Raw genomic sequence first — 14,173 nt, 5'->3', positions numbered from 1 at the left:
CCGGGCTAGATAGCCGCCTGAGGCGTCGCATCCGAACGCGACCCGGCCTTGCTTCGAAAGGGTACGATTGGATCGCATCGCCATCACCGGCGGCGCGCGGTTGGAGGGCGTTATCCCCATCAGCGGCGCCAAGAATTCGGCCATCAAGCTCATGGCGGCCAGCCTGCTCACCGAGGAGCCGCTGCGGCTGACCAACATGCCCCGGCTGGCCGATACCCGGTTCCTCGGCAAGCTCCTGAAGCGTCTTGGCGCGGAGGTGGTCGAGGCGGACGGACCCGACGGCCCCGAAACCGTCCTGACCACCAAGGAGATCGTGAGCGGCTTCGCGCCCTACGATCTCGTCCGCCAGATGCGGGCGTCGTTCAACGTGCTGGGTCCGCTGCTGGCGCGATCCGGACAGGCGAAGGTGTCGCTGCCGGGCGGCTGCTCGATCGGCGCCCGGCCGGTGGACCTGCACCTCAAGTCGCTAGAGGCGCTGGGCGCCCGCATCGACCTCCACGAAGGCTATGTCTACGCCCAGGCTCCGCGCGGCCTGAAAGGCGCGGAGATCACCTTCCCCTTCAACTCGGTCGGCGCGACCGAGCACGCGCTGCTCGCCGCGGTGCTGGCCGAGGGCGATACGGTCCTGCACAACGCCGCGGCCGAACCCGAGATGGCGGATCTCGCCGACTGCCTGAACGCGATGGGCGCCAAGGTTTCCGGCGCGGGCACGCGGACGATCCACATCCGCGGCGTGAGCCGCCTGGGCGGCGCGACGCACGCGGTCATCCCCGATCGCATCGAGACCGGCACCTACGCCGTCGCCGCGGCCATGGCCGGGGGCGAAGTGCGGCTCACCCGGACCCGCAGCGACTTCATCCAGACGCTCATCGACAAGCTGGTCGAGGCCGGCGTGGAGGTCGTGACCCACGACGACGGCCTGACCGTGAAGCGCAACGGCGGGCGGCTGCGGGCCGTCGAGATCACGACCGATCCCTATCCCGGCTTCGCCACCGATCTGCAGGCGCAGTTCATGGCGCTGATGACGCTGGCCGAGGGCGAGAGCGTGTTCCGGGAGACGATCTTCGAGAACCGCTTCATGCACGTGCCGGAGCTGGGGCGGCTGGGCGCTGACATCACCGTCCATGGCGGCGAAGCCCGGGTCCGCGGCGTCGAGGCCCTGGAGGGCGCCCAGGTGATGGCGACCGATCTGCGCGCTTCTGTCAGCCTGGTGATCGCTGGCTTGGCGGCGCGCGGTGAAACCATGGTCAATCGCGTCTACCATCTGGACAGGGGCTTCGAGCGCCTGGAGGAGAAGCTTGGGGCGTGCGGCGCACAGATCCGCCGCCTCAAGGGCGACACGCCCGAAGCGGAAGTGGAGTGACGATGGGCGAGCCGGCGCCGTTGACCCTCCTGGCCCAGGACGAGGAGGACCTGTCGGTCGTGTCGGCGGCGCTGCAGGACGCCGTCGCGCGCGTCGGGGACGTGGTCTTCGAGAAGCGCGCCCGGCGGCTGACGATCGCGTTCAACCGCTTCCGGTGGGAAGCGGGCGCCCGGCAGCGCATCCGCTCCGCCCTTCAGGTCGGCGGGGTCATGGCCGTGCAGGCGCGCAGGATCCGCAACGACCGTCGCGACGCGGTCCTCGAGCTGCTTGCCATCGGCTTCGAGGCGACCGACCCGCCCGGCGGCGTCGTGACCTTCAGCTTCGCCGGCGGCGGAGACCTTCGCGCCCAGGTCGAGTGCATCGACGCCGTGCTGGCGGATGTGTCCCAGCCCTGGCCGACCCCGCGCGCGCCCGCCCACGACGCTTGAGCACGTAGCGCCGGGCGGCCGTCGAAGCTAAAGAGCGCGCCATGCGCCGCTTTCAAGTCGATGACGCCGATTTCCCGACCGCCTTCGCAGCCTTCCTCGCGGAGCGCCGGGGAACGCCGCCCGATGTCGAGAACGCCGTCCGCGACGTGATCGCGGCGGTGCGGACGGAGGGCGTCGAGGCTCTCCTGCGCTTTGCGCGCGCGTTCGACGGCGTCGAGCTGACCGTGGACGACCTGCGGCTCGGCGACGATGAGATCGCCGAGGGCGCGGCGGCGTGCGCGCCCGAGGTTCGCGAGGCCATCGCTTTCGCGGCGAAGCGCATCCGCGACTATCACGAACGCCAGCGACCCGCAGATCAGCGCTTCGTCGATGACGTGGGCGTACAGCTCGGCTGGCGTTGGACGCCGCTCGACTCGGTCGGAATCTATGTTCCGGGCGGCCGGGCCGCCTATCCCTCGACCGTCCTGATGAACGCGGTCCCAGCCGTGGCCGCCGGCGTGGAGCGGGTCGCGATGGTGACGCCGCCGGGCCGCCTGCAGCCGGCCGTGCTGGCCGCCGCCCAGGCCGCCGGCGTGCGGGAGATCTGGCGCGTGGGCGGCGCCCAGGCCGTCGCGGCTCTGGCCTACGGGGCGGGTCCGATCAAGCCTGTGGACAAGATCGTCGGCCCCGGAAACGCCTTCGTCACCGCGGCGAAGCGTCAGGTCTACGGTGTCGTCGGCATCGACGCCCTGGCCGGTCCGTCCGAGATCGTTGTGGTGGCCGACGCCCGGAACGACCCGGAGTGGATCGCCGCTGATCTCCTGTCGCAGGCCGAGCACGACCCTGCCGCCCAATCCATCCTGATCACCGACGACCCGGCGTTCGCCGCCGCCGTCGAAATCGCGGTGGAGCGCCAATTGGGCGGGCTGACGACCGGGGAGGACGCTCGCGCGTCATGGCGCGATCACGGTGCGGTCGTCATTGCGCCGCTCGAGGCGTCGCCGGCGCTGGTGGACCAGATCGCGCCCGAGCACGTGGAGTTCGCGGTGGAAGCGCCCGAGGCGCTGGCTGACCGGGTGAGGCACGCCGGCGCCATCTTCCTCGGCCGGCACGCCCCCGAGGCGCTGGGGGACTATGTCGCCGGATCCAACCACGTGCTGCCCACGAGCCGGGCCGCCCGATTCTCGTCCGGCCTGTCCCTCGGCGACTTCCTGAAGCGGACGTCCATCGTGAAGTGCGACGAGGCGGCGTTCGCCGTGCTCGCCCCGCCGACGATCGCCCTGGCCGAGGCCGAGGGATTGCCGGCCCACGCCCGCTCGGCCGCGATCCGGCTGGGACAGCGCGCGCAACCCGACCGAACCTGAACCGCTGCTGACGGGCCGACTCCGAGCCTGTTCAGCCACGGACGCCCAGTCTCTCGCCGTCGGATCGATTGAAACGGACGGAGACACGAATGCTGACCTTCCCGAACGCGATCATGCGCCGCGTCCTTCTGGCGAGCGTCATGGCCGGGACCCTGGCCGTGGGCGCTGGCTCGACCGCGACCGCCGGCGTCACCAGCTGCTCGGCCTCCGGCGGCAAGCAGGAGGCCGGCGCGGCCATCGGCGCCGTCGTGGGCGGCCTGCTTGGCAACGCCGTCGGCGGTCGCCACGCCACGGGTGAGACGGTCGTCGGCGCCGCGGCCGGCGCGGCCGCCGGTTCGGCCATCGGCTGCGAAGCGCAGAAGAGCGATGCCGCCAAGCGCGGCGCCTACTCGCACAACGGCTACCGCCTGAACGGCAATCTGTCGCCGGCTCGCTACGACCGGATCGGCGAGACGTTCGTGGCCGTCAGCGGGGTCAACCTCCGCGCGGCGCCGACGACCCGATCGGCGCGCGTCGGCCGGCTGCAGGCGCGCGAACGGTTCCAGGCCCTCGCCCAGGTGCAGGGCACGGATTGGATTCTCGTCGGTGAGCGCGGGGTCGGCGTGGGCTATGTCCGGGCCGATTTCGTGAGGCCCGTGGATCGGCGCTACGCGGTCCACTAGCCGTCCTCGAGGTCATCTTGCGAACGCCCGGCGCGGGCCGCGCCGGGCGATTTTTCATATCTGGAGGCCCGAGCGCACGCGGCGGGATGACGGATGCCCCCGGATTGCAATAAAGCTCGGCCTCTGATCGCCATGGCCGACGACGCCCGCAAAACCCACCGGCTACAATCCGTCGAGCTCGACGAAGTGTCGCTCGCGGCGGCTTCGCGCGACCAGGAGCAGGAACGTCAGATCGCGATCTTCGATCTGCTGGAGGACAACTACTTCTTCCCCGAAGGCGCGTCGGGCGGGCCCTACGACCTGCGTATGGGCCTGCTGGAGAACCGGCTGGTGCTCGACGTGCGGGGGCCCGGGTACGAGCGGCGCCATATCCTGTCGCTGTCGCCGTTCCGGACGCTGATCAAAGACTACTTCATGATCTGCGACAGCTACTATCAGGCGATCCGCAGCGCGACGCCGGCGCAGATCGAGGCGTTGGACATGGGCCGACGTGGGCTCCACAACGAAGCGTCCGAGCTGCTCCAGTCGCGCCTCCGCGGAAAGATCGAGACCGATCTCGACACGGCGCGGCGGCTGTTCACGCTGATCTGTTCGCTGCATTGGCGGGGCTGACGCCGGATGTCCGCCTCGGGGAAACGGCTGCCCGACGCCGTCCTCTTCTGCTGCAACTTCAACCAGGTCCGCTCTCCGATGGCGGAGGCGCTCCTCAAGCGCTTCGTGGGGGATCGGATCTTCGTCGATAGCTGCGGCCTGCGCCGCGCCGCCTTCGATCCCGATGAGGACGAGATCGAGGCCGACCCCCTGGCCGCGGAGGTGATGGCCGAGATGGGGGTGGATCTGTCGCGCCACCGCTGCAAGACCTTCGACGACCTTGAGGACGATTCCTTCGACCTGGTCATCTCGCTGACGCCGGAGGCGCAACACAGCGCCGTGGAGCTGTCGCGTGGGCGCGCCGCCGAGATCGAGTACTGGCCGACCCTGGACCCGACCCTCACCGAGGGCTCGCGGGAGCACCGCCTGGAAGCCTACCGGCAGGTGCGCGACAGTCTGGCCGCCCGGATCGCCGAACGTTTCCGTCGATAAGATCGCCCCATCGACGTTTCTGACGCACGTGCGCTATAATCCCGACGCAGAACGCGGCTCGCGTCCAATTGGCGCGAGCCGTCGTCGTATGTGATTCAGGGAGCCTGCATGGCGAAAGAAGAACTTCTGGAGTTTCCCGGGACGGTCAGCGAGGTGCTGCCGAACGCCACGTTCCGCGTGAAGCTCGAGAACGACCACGAGATCATCGCGCACACGGCCGGCAAGATGCGGAAGAACCGCATCCGCGTGTCGGCGGGCGACAAGGTGCTGGTGGAAATGACGCCCTACGACCTTACCAAGGGCCGTATCACGTTCCGCGTCCGCTGAGCCGACCGAGGCGCCGACTTGTCTGCTGAGCCGCGCCTCGTTCTCGCGTCCGCCAGTCCGCGGCGACTGGACCTCCTGCGTCAGATCGGCCTCGCGCCGGACGCCGTAGAGGCCGCCGAACTGGACGAGGCCCCCCTTCCCGAAGAAACCCCGCGCCGGCTGGCGCTGCGCCTGGCGCAGGAAAAGGCGCGGGCTGTGTCGTCGCGCACGCCCGACGCCTACGTGGTCGCCGCCGACACGGTCGTGGCGGTCGGCCGCAGGGTCCTGCCCAAGGCCGCGGACGGCGCGGAGGTGCGCGCCTGCGTGGCGCTGTTGTCGGGCCGCGCGCATCGGGTGCTGACCGGCGTCGCCGTCGTGGCCCCCGGCGGTCGCATGGCCTCGCGGCTCGCGGAGACGCGGCTGCGGTTCAAACGCCTGTCGGACGCCGAGGTCGACGCCTACGTGGCGTGCGGCGAAGGGGTCGGGAAGGCCGGCGGCTACGCCGTCCAGGGCCGGGCGGGCGCCTTCGTGATCAGCCTGAATGGCTCCTATTCCAGCGTCGTCGGCCTGCCGCTCTACGAAACCTCCGGCCTGCTCGCGGGCCTGGGCTTCCGCCGGCCATGAACGAGCGCCGCGCCTATCTGGACCACTGCGTCGGCGAGACCCGGGGCGTCATCACCCTCGACGGACGGCCGGAGCGCCTGATCCTGCAGCGGGACGACGACGACCGTCGCCTTCTGCTCGGGGCCCGCCATGTCGCACGGGTGGCCAGCGTCGACCCGCAGATCGGCATCGCCTTCCTCGATCTGGACGGCGGGGCGGAAGCCGCATTGCCCTTCAAGCCCGACTCCCGGCCGGTCCGAGGAGCGGCCGTCGAGATCGAGATCCGGTCGGAGCCGCGCGCCGGCAAACTCGCCACCGCCCGGTTTCTGGGGGAAGGGGAGGGCGCGCGGCGCCTTCTCGCGCCGCCGCCGCCCGTCTCCGAGGTCCTGGCGATACTGGCGCGGGGCGTCGAGACGATCGAAGGGCGCGACGCGCGCCTGGCGGCGGACGAGGCCGAGGCCGAGGCCCTCGAGGTGGTGCACGCCTTGCCCGAGGGCGGCACGCTGGCCATTGAGCCGACCCGGGCGTTGACGGCTGTCGACGTCGATCTTGGAGACCGCAAGGGCGCCGACGCCAAGCGGGTGACCCGGCGGGCCAACCTGACGGCGATCGCCGAGACGGCGCGGCTGCTGAGGCTGAAGGGGCTCGGCGGAATTGTCGTCATCGACCTGGTGGGCCGCGGTCATGACGGCGCGGCGCTGCTGGCGGCGGCGCGCCAGGCGTTCGCCCCCGACAATCCCGGCGTGTCGATCGGTCCCGTGGGGCGCTTCGGAACGATGGAGCTTTCGATCCCGCGTCGCGGACGGCCCCTCCTGGAGCAACTGTGCGACGCGGATGGGCGGCTGAGCGATCGGACGCTGGCCCAACGCCTCATCCGGCGTATCTCCGAGGAAGCCGCCGCCCAGCCGGGGGCGCGGCTCGCCGCCGTGTGCGCGCCGTCGGTCGCGCGGGCCGCCGAGCCGCTTGCGGCGGCGCTCGCCGCGCGCATCGGGGCGCGGTTCTCGATCTCCGGGGAACCCGGCGCGTTGCGCGACCGCCTGGACGTCCGCGCCACATGAGCCGGCCAGGCTGTCCGATATGCGGCAAAACGCCCGATCCGGCCTACAGGCCCTTCTGTTCGCGGCGATGCGCCGACGTCGACCTGCAGCGCTGGCTCACGGGCGCCTATGCCGTTCCGGCGGAGGAAGACGAGGGCGGCCCGAGCGACGAGTCCGACGCCGACTGACGACCGTTTCGAAGGCTGTTTCGGCTCGCTGGACTTACGCCGAAGGCTCTTCTATAGACGCGGCTCCCGCGCGGCGGGCCCTTGGCCTGGGTAGCTCAGTTGGTAGAGCAGCGGATTGAAAATCCGCGTGTCGGTGGTTCGAATCCGCCCCCAGGCACCACTTTCTTTTTTCAGGGCTTTTTGTAGCTTTCGGCCCGCCGCCGGCGGGAGCCGTCTTCCAATGAGGCGGCCGGCGTTTTCCAATCAAGGTTCGCGAAGCGTTTCTGAATCGCCTCGAGGATCGCGGCCTGAGCGCCTTGTCTGTCGGCCTCTCTGGCGTAGATCTGCGCCATGGCCGGGCTCTTGTCGCCAATGGCCGCGGCCACCCGACGGTCGCTTTCTCCGTCGTTGCTGGCCAGCGTGCCGATGGTGTGGCGAAGCCCATGGAAGATCGCGCCTGTCTGGATGAGCCCATTCGTCTGCAGGGGGCGCACGCGCTTGAAGAACGACGCGCGAAAGCCGTTCTGCGTCCATGGCGTACCGACCGAAGTCAGGGCCGGCTGCACTGCCGATGCGCCCGGCTGCGGCCAGTCTTGCGGCTCACGTCGGAGCCGGGGCCGGAGGCTACGCCTACGCTTCCGATGGTTCCGTCTATAGCGCGGGGACGGTCGTTGTGAAGCTGGGGGCCTTCGTCACAGGCGACATCATCGGCTGCTGTGTGGACTTCGCGCTCAACCGCATCTGGTGGTCCAAAAACGGAATCTGGTTCAACGGCGACCCGGTCTCCGGCGTCGGAGGGACCGCCTTCGCCGCGGGAACCTACTATCCGGCTTTCAGCGCCGACAACACCGGCGTGGGGACCGGCCAATTCGCCACGGTCTATGGCGGAGATGGGCTCCATCCGCTCTGGTCCGGCGCGGTCGACACCTACCTCTTTCCGAACATCCTGGCGTGGGCTCGCGCTCGCATGGCCGAGCTCTGGCCGAACTGACATAACCCCTGGAGACATCCATGAACCTGACCCGCGTGCGAGCGTTCGCGCTTGCGCTGATGATCGGCTGCGCGCCCATCCAGGCGACCGCTCAAACTCAGCCCGCGCCGACGGCGAAGCAGGCGTCGAGCACGATCCCGCGAGATACGACTCCCACTTCGATCTTCGTGGCCCCGTCGGGTGGTGGCTATGGGCCTGATCGTGTCGTGGCTCTTGACCACGGCCTTCCGGTCGATTGCCTGAGTGGGTGCTCCTCTCCGGTGGCCTTCACGCCGTCTGGCGCGGCCTCACTGTCGGTTTCCGGCACATCGTCGCGAGTGGCCCTGCCGACCGGCGCCAACCTGTTGCTGTTCAACAACGGATTCGCCGATCTCTACTTCAAGCTGGGCGGCAATTCCGTCACAGCCGCGACGATCGACTATCTGCTGGGCTCCGGTCGCGCCCTCGTTGTCGCCGCGGGATCGGACACCTATATCGCCGCGATCACGAGCACCGGAACGACAACTCTTTCCGTGACGTCCGGCACTGGGAGCCCGGTGATTTCCGGAGGCGGAGGCGGAGGCGGGGGTGGCGGCGGAGCCGTGACGATCGCCGACGGGGCCGACGTCACCTTGGGCGCGAAAGCCGACGATGCTTGGTCCGGAACGGGTGACGGCACCGTCACCGCCAACCTTGGGACAATCGGTGGTGCGGCGATGGCAGCCAAGCAACCGGCCCTCGGGACGCTCGGAACACCATCAACGGATGTGCTAACGGTCCAAGGCGGCACGGGAATGGTACCGATCATCGTGCAGGGCACGGCGGCCCACGACGCTGCCGCTAGGGTCCGTACTCAATAGGGTCTAGCGGCGCAGCAGGGTTGCTGATTCAAGGCTTCGAGAAGGGAGCCTTGGAGATGGCGAAGCAGGTTCAGTGGCTTAGCGACGAAGAGTGGGCTCGGATCGAGCCGTTGCTGCCGCGGGGTCGCAAGGGCGCGCGCCGGGTAGACGACCGGCGTGTGATCTCGGGCATCGTGCACATGCTGAGGAGCGGGGCGCGCTGGCGCGATTGTCCGGCGGAGTTCGGGCCGTACACGACGGTCTACAACCGCTTCAACCGCTGGAGCCGGCAAGGGCTGTGGCTGCGGATGTTCGAGGCGCTGACCGGCCACAGCGGGGTCTTTGACGGGGCGGCGATCGACGCCACCCACGTCAAGGCGCACCGCTCGGCAGGCGGCGCAAAAGGGGGGCCTTCGCCCAGGCCATAGGCCGCTCGCGCGGCGGCCGGACCACCAAGGTCCACGGCCTGGTCGATGAGCGTGGCCGCCCTCGCGTGCTCCTGCTCAGCGCCGGAAACGTCAACGATATCAGCATGGCCGAGGCGCTCATCGAAGCCGCCGGGCCCTTCCGAAGACTGCTCGCCGACAAGGGCTACGACGCCGACCGCCTGCGCCAGCTTCTCGCCCGTCGTGGAGCCGAGGCCGTCATCCCCTCCACCGCTTCGCGACGCGCTCCAATCCCCTACGACGTCACCGCCTACAGAGACCGCAACCTCGTCGAGCGCATGTGGTGCAGGCTCAAGGACTTCAGACGCGTCGCCACCCGATACGACAAGCTCGCCAGGAACTACCTCTCAGGCGTCTCCATCGCCGCCACATGCGCCTACTGGCTCAATTGAGTCCCAACCCTAGCGGTAATCCGAACCGGATTGGCCTGAGATACTATGCATCGGTCCCGACCGTCTCGACGGATGGGGATGCAACCGATGCGGTGGGCGACGCGCATGGCAACATGCGTACGCTGCTGATGGGGACGCGCCAGAATAGCGACAATGGCGTCGTCCTGTCTTCGATAATCATGTCCTCGGCCGCTGACAACTACACCGTCATGGGGCCCTATGGCGTGACGGCGTGGCTCAAGGCTGGGAGCGGGACCTGGGACCTTCCTCGGACGATCACCTATTCGTTTGGCTCGCAACTCGGCGTCGCTGCGGTCGCTCAAGCAGGCGCGGCTCCGACCCATATCACCACCAACACCACCACGACGGCGAAGAGTGGGGCGGGGGTCTGGGCCAATGTCTGCATCAACAAGACGGGCTCGGCGGAAGCGCCGACTGTCTATGACAACACGGCGGCCTCTGGCACGGTTCTCGCTGTGATCAACGACGCGGGCGCTGAGGGGTGCCGAGAGTACAACCTCTCCTTCGCGATCGGCTTAACCATCGTCTCTGCCGGCACCACGGCTGGAGACCACACGTTCGGCACACGCTGAGTTGTCCGCCATGAAGAGCGAACTATTTAAGGGCGGCTGCACCCGTCCTCACCTTAGAACTATTGCCGACGCCGCTAGGCGGTGGCGACCCTTAGCTAATCTGCCAAGCAAGCGTCGCGGGTCAGATAAAGCAGTTCGAGCCCGCGCTGAGGCGCTGATGCGGCAGGTAAAGGAGCAGTATCCATATCCTGATGTAGAGCAGATGCCGTCGCGTCGCGGCGTCCTGGCGTTCCTGGCCGGCGTCGCCGCGTTCCCCCTGCCTGCTTGGGCCGAAGGGTCGCGGATGCGGATGCGCCGCGACAGCGGAGCACGCGCGCCTGTATTGCAAGACGTGACAATGCCATTCGGGGCGCTCACCAAAGCGCTCCAAGGGGGACATGGCTGAGTGATCTCATGCTCGTCGCCGGCACGCCAGACGAGTACGACATCTCAGCTGCGTCCTCCAACGGCACGTTCTTCCAAGGGATCAACGGGGCCGGCCTGCCTCAGACGAACATTCCGGCCGTCGGCGATCCCGGGCGTGGCGCCTTCACAACGAACGCCTGGGTTCCCGTTCCGACGACGCTCGGCGCGGGTACGTCCGGGCTTGAGACGCTGGCCAACGGAACGATGATCTCCTTCACGATCACAGCCCGCCTATGGGTCGGACACGGCGACCTTGACGCTGGTGATAACTTCCGGGGCATGTAGTTTGGGGAGTTGGCGCGGCTCCAACGACAACGCCCCGTCATTCTGGCTGACCGGCGGGAGCGTCGCGAGCTTCGAAGCTCGCGGCGGCAACGCGATCCTGCTCACCAGAGGTATCCGCCGGGGTACGAACGGTCTTGGCCTATCCAACTTCCCGTTCACAAACTGGGTCGAGGTCAAGGATGCCGACGCCGCGCACCCGTCCGCACTGCTGAGTTATCGGATCGGCAACAACAGCTCGTTCCTGCGTCTGATCAACCTCGATACCAGCGGCGGCGTCGATAACGTGAGCGCGCCGGTCAACCGCTTCAACATCACCAACTCGCACGAAATCCACCTTGATCGGTCGTCTTGATCTCGGTGGCGGGCAGTCGATCGGTGGCGTCAACCTGAACGGCACCCGGAAGCTGGCCGCCTAGTGCGTGAGGAAGAACGCCGCGCTGTCGGACGTGCCGTTGGTGTTCTGAGTGTCGATCTCGGCGGCGAAGGCGGCGAGTTGGTCCGGCGTGAAGCGACCGCGTACGTCTTCGGTGTGCTCGCTGGCGCCCAGTAGCCGGGCCTCACCGGCCCACAGGCTGCGGCCCTTGGCGTCGAAGATGGTCCTGCGAAGGTTCCAGCCGGCGCGTTCGGCGGCCAGTTGGAAGCCCCGAGCGCTCCACAGGGTGAGATGCCGCGGCGCGTCGAGGTTGCCCCATTCGCCGCCATGACGCCGCCAGGGCTCCGAGCCGCAGAGCGGGATGCGGACCAGCAGGACGCCATCAGGGGCCAGGATGTCGTGCAGCTGCTGGAGGGTCGCGGCCGGATCGGGGACGTGCTCAAGCGAGTGATGCATCATCACCACGTCAAACCTCTCGCCGAGGTCGATGCCATCGGACTTGAGAAGCCAGAAGCCATGGGCGCGGGTTTCGGCGTGCATGAAGGGGTCGGCGCCGGTCAGGTCTCGAAACCCGAGGTCGCGGAGGTCGTGCAGCAGGACAGCGCCGGTCCCGCAGCCGATGTCGAGCCATCTGGCCCGCTCGTCGATCTTGCGGCCGATATCTCCGGAGATGATCGGGCGCAGTGTCGGTAGGACGGGGTGTTCGGACCTGGCGCGAACAGCGTTGGACAGGCCCTCGGTTCCGAACAGCGTCAGCCAGTTGCGCACGGTTTTGGCGAAGGCTTTCGGTCCTCGCGGACGTGCGGCGGCGTGGGAATAGTAGTCGGCCTTGTAGTAGTGCGACGGATCGAACCCGGCGTTGGCGAAGGTCAGTGTCTCGCAGGCTTCGCAGTAGGCGTAGGGGAAGACCTCGCGCTGCGGCTTCGGATCGCCAGGGATCAGCAGGCGGGCGTGTGGACCGCCCAGGCCGCAACCGGCGCAGCGAATAGAAGTCAGGCCGTCAGGAACGACGTGGGGGATCGGTTCCGCCGTCGCTGCGGCTTGCTGATCGTTGGGCAACTAAAGCCTCCCCACCAAACCGAGGCGCGAACTTCGGCGCCGCCGTTTGCGAGTGTCAAGCGACCACACGCGGCGCGCGAGTGAAGCATCCACAACTTCGGTCCGAAGGAGCCCTGTTCATGTCTCCACCCGCGTCTGCGCGCACTCATCATCGCCCAAGCGAACCGGCCAGCGAGCACGCGCAGGCGACGCGAGAACTCGAGGCGGAGGTGCAGGCCTTGAGGCAATTCGCCGAAAAGGCGTGGGAGGAATCGCTTCCGGCGCTCATGGCGGCCAAGTCGCTGTCGGACATGGTGGCGCAGGTGAATCCCAAGGAGTTCGCTCAGGCGGTCAAGACATTCGGGAGCGCGGGGCCGCGCCTGGATGGACTCTGCAAGTGGTGGCGAGGCGCCCGTCCGTGGCTGCTGATCGCTGGATTCGTCATCGTCCAGAGGGTTTCCAACCTTTCGTTCGGAGATCTGTCTGACCTCCTCAAGCACCTTGGAGGCGTCCTATGATCGACGTTTTCGACGCGCGCTTCCTGCCGAAGCTCAAGGGCCGGGAAGGGGGCGCAGCGTTCACCAATCGGCCGGCTGATCGCGGCGGCCCGACGAAGTTCGGGATCACGGCCGAAACCCTGGGCAAATGGCGCAGGCTGGGCCGCGACGCGACCGCCGACGAAGTCCGGGATTTCACGGAGGCTGAGGCCGACCGGATCTATCGGGCCGAATACTACAGCAAGCCTGGATTCGACCGGGTCGCCGCCATCTCTCCCCGCGTGGCCGAGGAGTACATCGACACCGGCGTCAACATGGGGCCTGAGCGTCCATCGAGGTGGCTCCAGGAAGCGCTGAACCTCGAAAATCAACAAGGGACCTGGTGGGCCGACATCACCGAAGACGGAGACATCGGCCCGGCTACCATCCGCGCGCTCCAAGCGCTCTTCCAGCGCCGCGGCGTCCTGATGGCCTAAGATTACCTCCTGCGGTGCCTGAACGGGGACCAGTATGCCGCCTACAAGGCCATCGCGCGCCGCGGCGGTCCGAACAACGATCAGGAGCGGAACTTGGCCGGCTGGATCCTCGGCCGGATCGGCGCGCTGACCTGATCTTCCGACACGCCTTCCAGGCCCGGTTTCCGTCCCCGTGGAGCGCTGGCGCTCGCCCGGGCGGCCATGCGCACGCCAGCATAAGAAGCGAACCGTCATGAACGGCAAGAAGACCTATTTCGCCGCGGTCGTGGCCATCGGCTACGCGGTGTTCGCCTACCTCAACCACTCGATCGACGCGGCTCAAGCCGGCCAGTTGGTCGAAACCGCCGTCCTCGGCGCTTTCATCCGCCACGGCGTCTCGACTGGCGCCTGACCGAAGGTCGTTCGGCGCAATCTCAATAGGCCGCGCGGCCGATCCCGCGCGGCCCCTTCAAGGACACCCCCCATGAAGACTATTCTCAGCCTCGCGGCTTGCGTCGCGATGGCCAGCCTCGGCGCGTGCAACACGCTCGGTTCTGGCCAGGGCGGAACCGACCTGGTCGGAGCCGTCAAGGAGATCGCCAGCGATCCCAACTGCGGCCACACCGACCGCGTTTCCGGAAACCTGGGCGGCCTGGGCGGCAACAACCTGAACGTCTACCTCGAGCGCAGCTGTCCCAGCCCTGTGGCGGCCCCGGTCTCCACGCCGGATCTCCAGAAGATGATCCGGGAAGCCATGGCGCCGGCGGTCGACGCCGCGGTGAAGGCGGCGCTCGAGGAGTACACTGCGCCGCCCAAGTGAGCCAGTTCACCAACCAGCTGAGTCTTGGCTTGTTGGAGTATTCCACGGGTTCAGGCCGTCTCCCGCGA

Annotated in this window: 22 protein-coding genes and 1 tRNA gene; 21 read left to right on the top strand and 2 right to left on the bottom strand. The window is 68.2% G+C overall.

The annotated features are described in order from the left end of the window. Nucleotides 1-67: 67 nt before the first annotated feature. From murA to GC203_RS02815, 11 genes are all read left to right on the top strand, one after another. A complete protein-coding gene (gene murA / locus GC203_RS02865) occupies nucleotides 68-1,363 on the top strand; it encodes a UDP-N-acetylglucosamine 1-carboxyvinyltransferase (RefSeq protein WP_293451129.1) in 1,296 nt (431 codons plus the stop codon). A 2-nt stretch (nucleotides 1,364-1,365) separates the two neighbouring features. Further along, nucleotides 1,366-1,791 carry a DUF2948 family protein gene (locus GC203_RS02860; protein WP_293451127.1) on the top strand — a complete coding sequence of 142 codons (426 nt, stop codon included), beginning with the start codon at nucleotides 1,366-1,368 and terminating at the stop codon, nucleotides 1,789-1,791. Nucleotides 1,792-1,832: 41 nt separating this feature from the next. Next, nucleotides 1,833-3,134, top strand: coding sequence for a histidinol dehydrogenase (hisD, locus tag GC203_RS02855; RefSeq protein ID WP_293451125.1), 1,302 nt, complete (start codon nucleotides 1,833-1,835; stop codon nucleotides 3,132-3,134). 89 nt (nucleotides 3,135-3,223) lie between these two features. Continuing rightward, the gene (locus tag GC203_RS02850) at nucleotides 3,224-3,796 is read left to right on the top strand and encodes an SH3 domain-containing protein (protein WP_293451123.1); all 573 of its coding nucleotides are present in this window, start codon (nucleotides 3,224-3,226) and stop codon (nucleotides 3,794-3,796) included. A 132-nt stretch (nucleotides 3,797-3,928) separates the two neighbouring features. Next, on the top strand, nucleotides 3,929-4,408 hold the full coding sequence (locus tag GC203_RS02845; protein WP_293451121.1) for a UPF0262 family protein: 480 nt from the start codon (nucleotides 3,929-3,931) through the stop codon (nucleotides 4,406-4,408). Between the two features lie 6 nt (nucleotides 4,409-4,414). Beyond that, on the top strand, nucleotides 4,415-4,879 hold the full coding sequence (locus tag GC203_RS02840; protein WP_293451119.1) for a low molecular weight phosphatase family protein: 465 nt from the start codon (nucleotides 4,415-4,417) through the stop codon (nucleotides 4,877-4,879). 108 nt (nucleotides 4,880-4,987) lie between these two features. Beyond that, nucleotides 4,988-5,206, top strand: coding sequence for a translation initiation factor IF-1 (gene infA / locus GC203_RS02835; protein WP_111458197.1), 219 nt, complete (start codon nucleotides 4,988-4,990; stop codon nucleotides 5,204-5,206). An 18-nt stretch (nucleotides 5,207-5,224) separates the two neighbouring features. Next, complete coding sequence (locus tag GC203_RS02830) at nucleotides 5,225-5,809, top strand: nucleoside triphosphate pyrophosphatase (protein ID WP_293451117.1); 585 nt, start codon at nucleotides 5,225-5,227, stop codon at nucleotides 5,807-5,809. Next, the gene (locus tag GC203_RS02825; protein ID WP_293451115.1) at nucleotides 5,806-6,846 is read left to right on the top strand and encodes a ribonuclease E/G; all 1,041 of its coding nucleotides are present in this window, start codon (nucleotides 5,806-5,808) and stop codon (nucleotides 6,844-6,846) included. Before GC203_RS02830 ends, GC203_RS02825 begins: the two co-directional genes overlap by 4 nt. Continuing rightward, complete coding sequence (yacG, locus tag GC203_RS02820; protein ID WP_293451113.1) at nucleotides 6,843-7,013, top strand: DNA gyrase inhibitor YacG; 171 nt, start codon at nucleotides 6,843-6,845, stop codon at nucleotides 7,011-7,013. Before GC203_RS02825 ends, yacG begins: the two co-directional genes overlap by 4 nt. 84 nt (nucleotides 7,014-7,097) lie before the next feature. Then, nucleotides 7,098-7,173, top strand: a tRNA-Phe gene (locus GC203_RS02815). Nucleotides 7,174-7,183: 10 nt separating this feature from the next. Here the strand turns inward: GC203_RS02815 and GC203_RS02810 are convergent. Continuing rightward, nucleotides 7,184-7,558, bottom strand: a complete 375-nt coding sequence (locus GC203_RS02810) for a hypothetical protein (protein WP_293451111.1) — start codon at nucleotides 7,556-7,558, stop codon at nucleotides 7,184-7,186. Between GC203_RS02810 and GC203_RS02805 the strand changes: the two genes are divergently transcribed. From GC203_RS02805 to GC203_RS02780, 6 genes are all read left to right on the top strand, one after another. Beyond that, entirely contained in the window at nucleotides 7,525-7,983 is a 459-nt protein-coding gene (locus GC203_RS02805) for an SPRY domain-containing protein (RefSeq protein ID WP_366501369.1), read from the top strand. The genes GC203_RS02810 and GC203_RS02805 overlap by 34 nt on opposite strands. A gap of 20 nt (nucleotides 7,984-8,003) precedes the next feature. Continuing rightward, nucleotides 8,004-8,822, top strand: a complete 819-nt coding sequence (locus GC203_RS02800) for a hypothetical protein (protein ID WP_293451107.1) — start codon at nucleotides 8,004-8,006, stop codon at nucleotides 8,820-8,822. A gap of 56 nt (nucleotides 8,823-8,878) precedes the next feature. Further along, nucleotides 8,879-9,639, top strand: a protein-coding gene (locus GC203_RS02795) for an IS5 family transposase (RefSeq protein WP_293451236.1) whose coding sequence is annotated in 2 segments (ribosomal slippage) — nucleotides 8,879-9,215 and nucleotides 9,215-9,639 — 762 coding nt in all. Because the reading frame shifts where the segments join, the coding sequence is not laid out codon by codon here. Nucleotides 9,640-9,752: 113 nt separating this feature from the next. Beyond that, entirely contained in the window at nucleotides 9,753-10,232 is a 480-nt protein-coding gene (locus tag GC203_RS02790) for a hypothetical protein (RefSeq protein WP_293451105.1), read from the top strand. 393 nt (nucleotides 10,233-10,625) lie between these two features. Next, a complete protein-coding gene (locus tag GC203_RS02785) occupies nucleotides 10,626-10,922 on the top strand; it encodes a hypothetical protein (protein ID WP_293451103.1) in 297 nt (98 codons plus the stop codon). Continuing rightward, nucleotides 10,891-11,274 (top strand): hypothetical protein, encoded by a 384-nt coding sequence (locus tag GC203_RS02780; protein ID WP_293451101.1) that lies wholly within the window; start codon nucleotides 10,891-10,893, stop codon nucleotides 11,272-11,274. The genes GC203_RS02785 and GC203_RS02780 overlap by 32 nt, the downstream gene beginning before the upstream one ends. Nucleotides 11,275-11,334: 60 nt before the next feature. Here the strand turns inward: GC203_RS02780 and GC203_RS02775 are convergent, their stop codons facing one another. Continuing rightward, complete coding sequence (locus GC203_RS02775) at nucleotides 11,335-12,354, bottom strand: class I SAM-dependent methyltransferase (protein ID WP_293451099.1); 1,020 nt, start codon at nucleotides 12,352-12,354, stop codon at nucleotides 11,335-11,337. A 119-nt stretch (nucleotides 12,355-12,473) separates the two neighbouring features. Here GC203_RS02775 and GC203_RS02770 point away from each other — a divergent pair, with 119 nt between their 5' ends. From GC203_RS02770 to GC203_RS02755, 4 genes are all read left to right on the top strand, one after another. Further along, on the top strand, nucleotides 12,474-12,851 hold the full coding sequence (locus GC203_RS02770; RefSeq protein WP_293451097.1) for a hypothetical protein: 378 nt from the start codon (nucleotides 12,474-12,476) through the stop codon (nucleotides 12,849-12,851). Further along, nucleotides 12,848-13,306 carry a glycosyl hydrolase 108 family protein gene (locus GC203_RS02765; RefSeq protein WP_293451095.1) on the top strand — a complete coding sequence of 153 codons (459 nt, stop codon included), beginning with the start codon at nucleotides 12,848-12,850 and terminating at the stop codon, nucleotides 13,304-13,306. Before GC203_RS02770 ends, GC203_RS02765 begins: the two co-directional genes overlap by 4 nt. Before the next feature lie 232 nt (nucleotides 13,307-13,538). After that, entirely contained in the window at nucleotides 13,539-13,697 is a 159-nt protein-coding gene (locus GC203_RS02760; RefSeq protein ID WP_293451093.1) for a hypothetical protein, read from the top strand. 72 nt (nucleotides 13,698-13,769) lie between these two features. Next, on the top strand, nucleotides 13,770-14,105 hold the full coding sequence (locus GC203_RS02755) for a hypothetical protein (RefSeq protein WP_293451091.1): 336 nt from the start codon (nucleotides 13,770-13,772) through the stop codon (nucleotides 14,103-14,105). Nucleotides 14,106-14,173 lie beyond the last annotated feature (68 nt).

Origin of the sequence: Phenylobacterium sp., assembly GCF_016124325.1 — a bacterium.
Taxonomy (GTDB): Bacteria; Pseudomonadota; Alphaproteobacteria; order Caulobacterales; family Caulobacteraceae; genus Phenylobacterium.
This window is presented reverse-complemented; position numbering and strand designations above follow the sequence as displayed.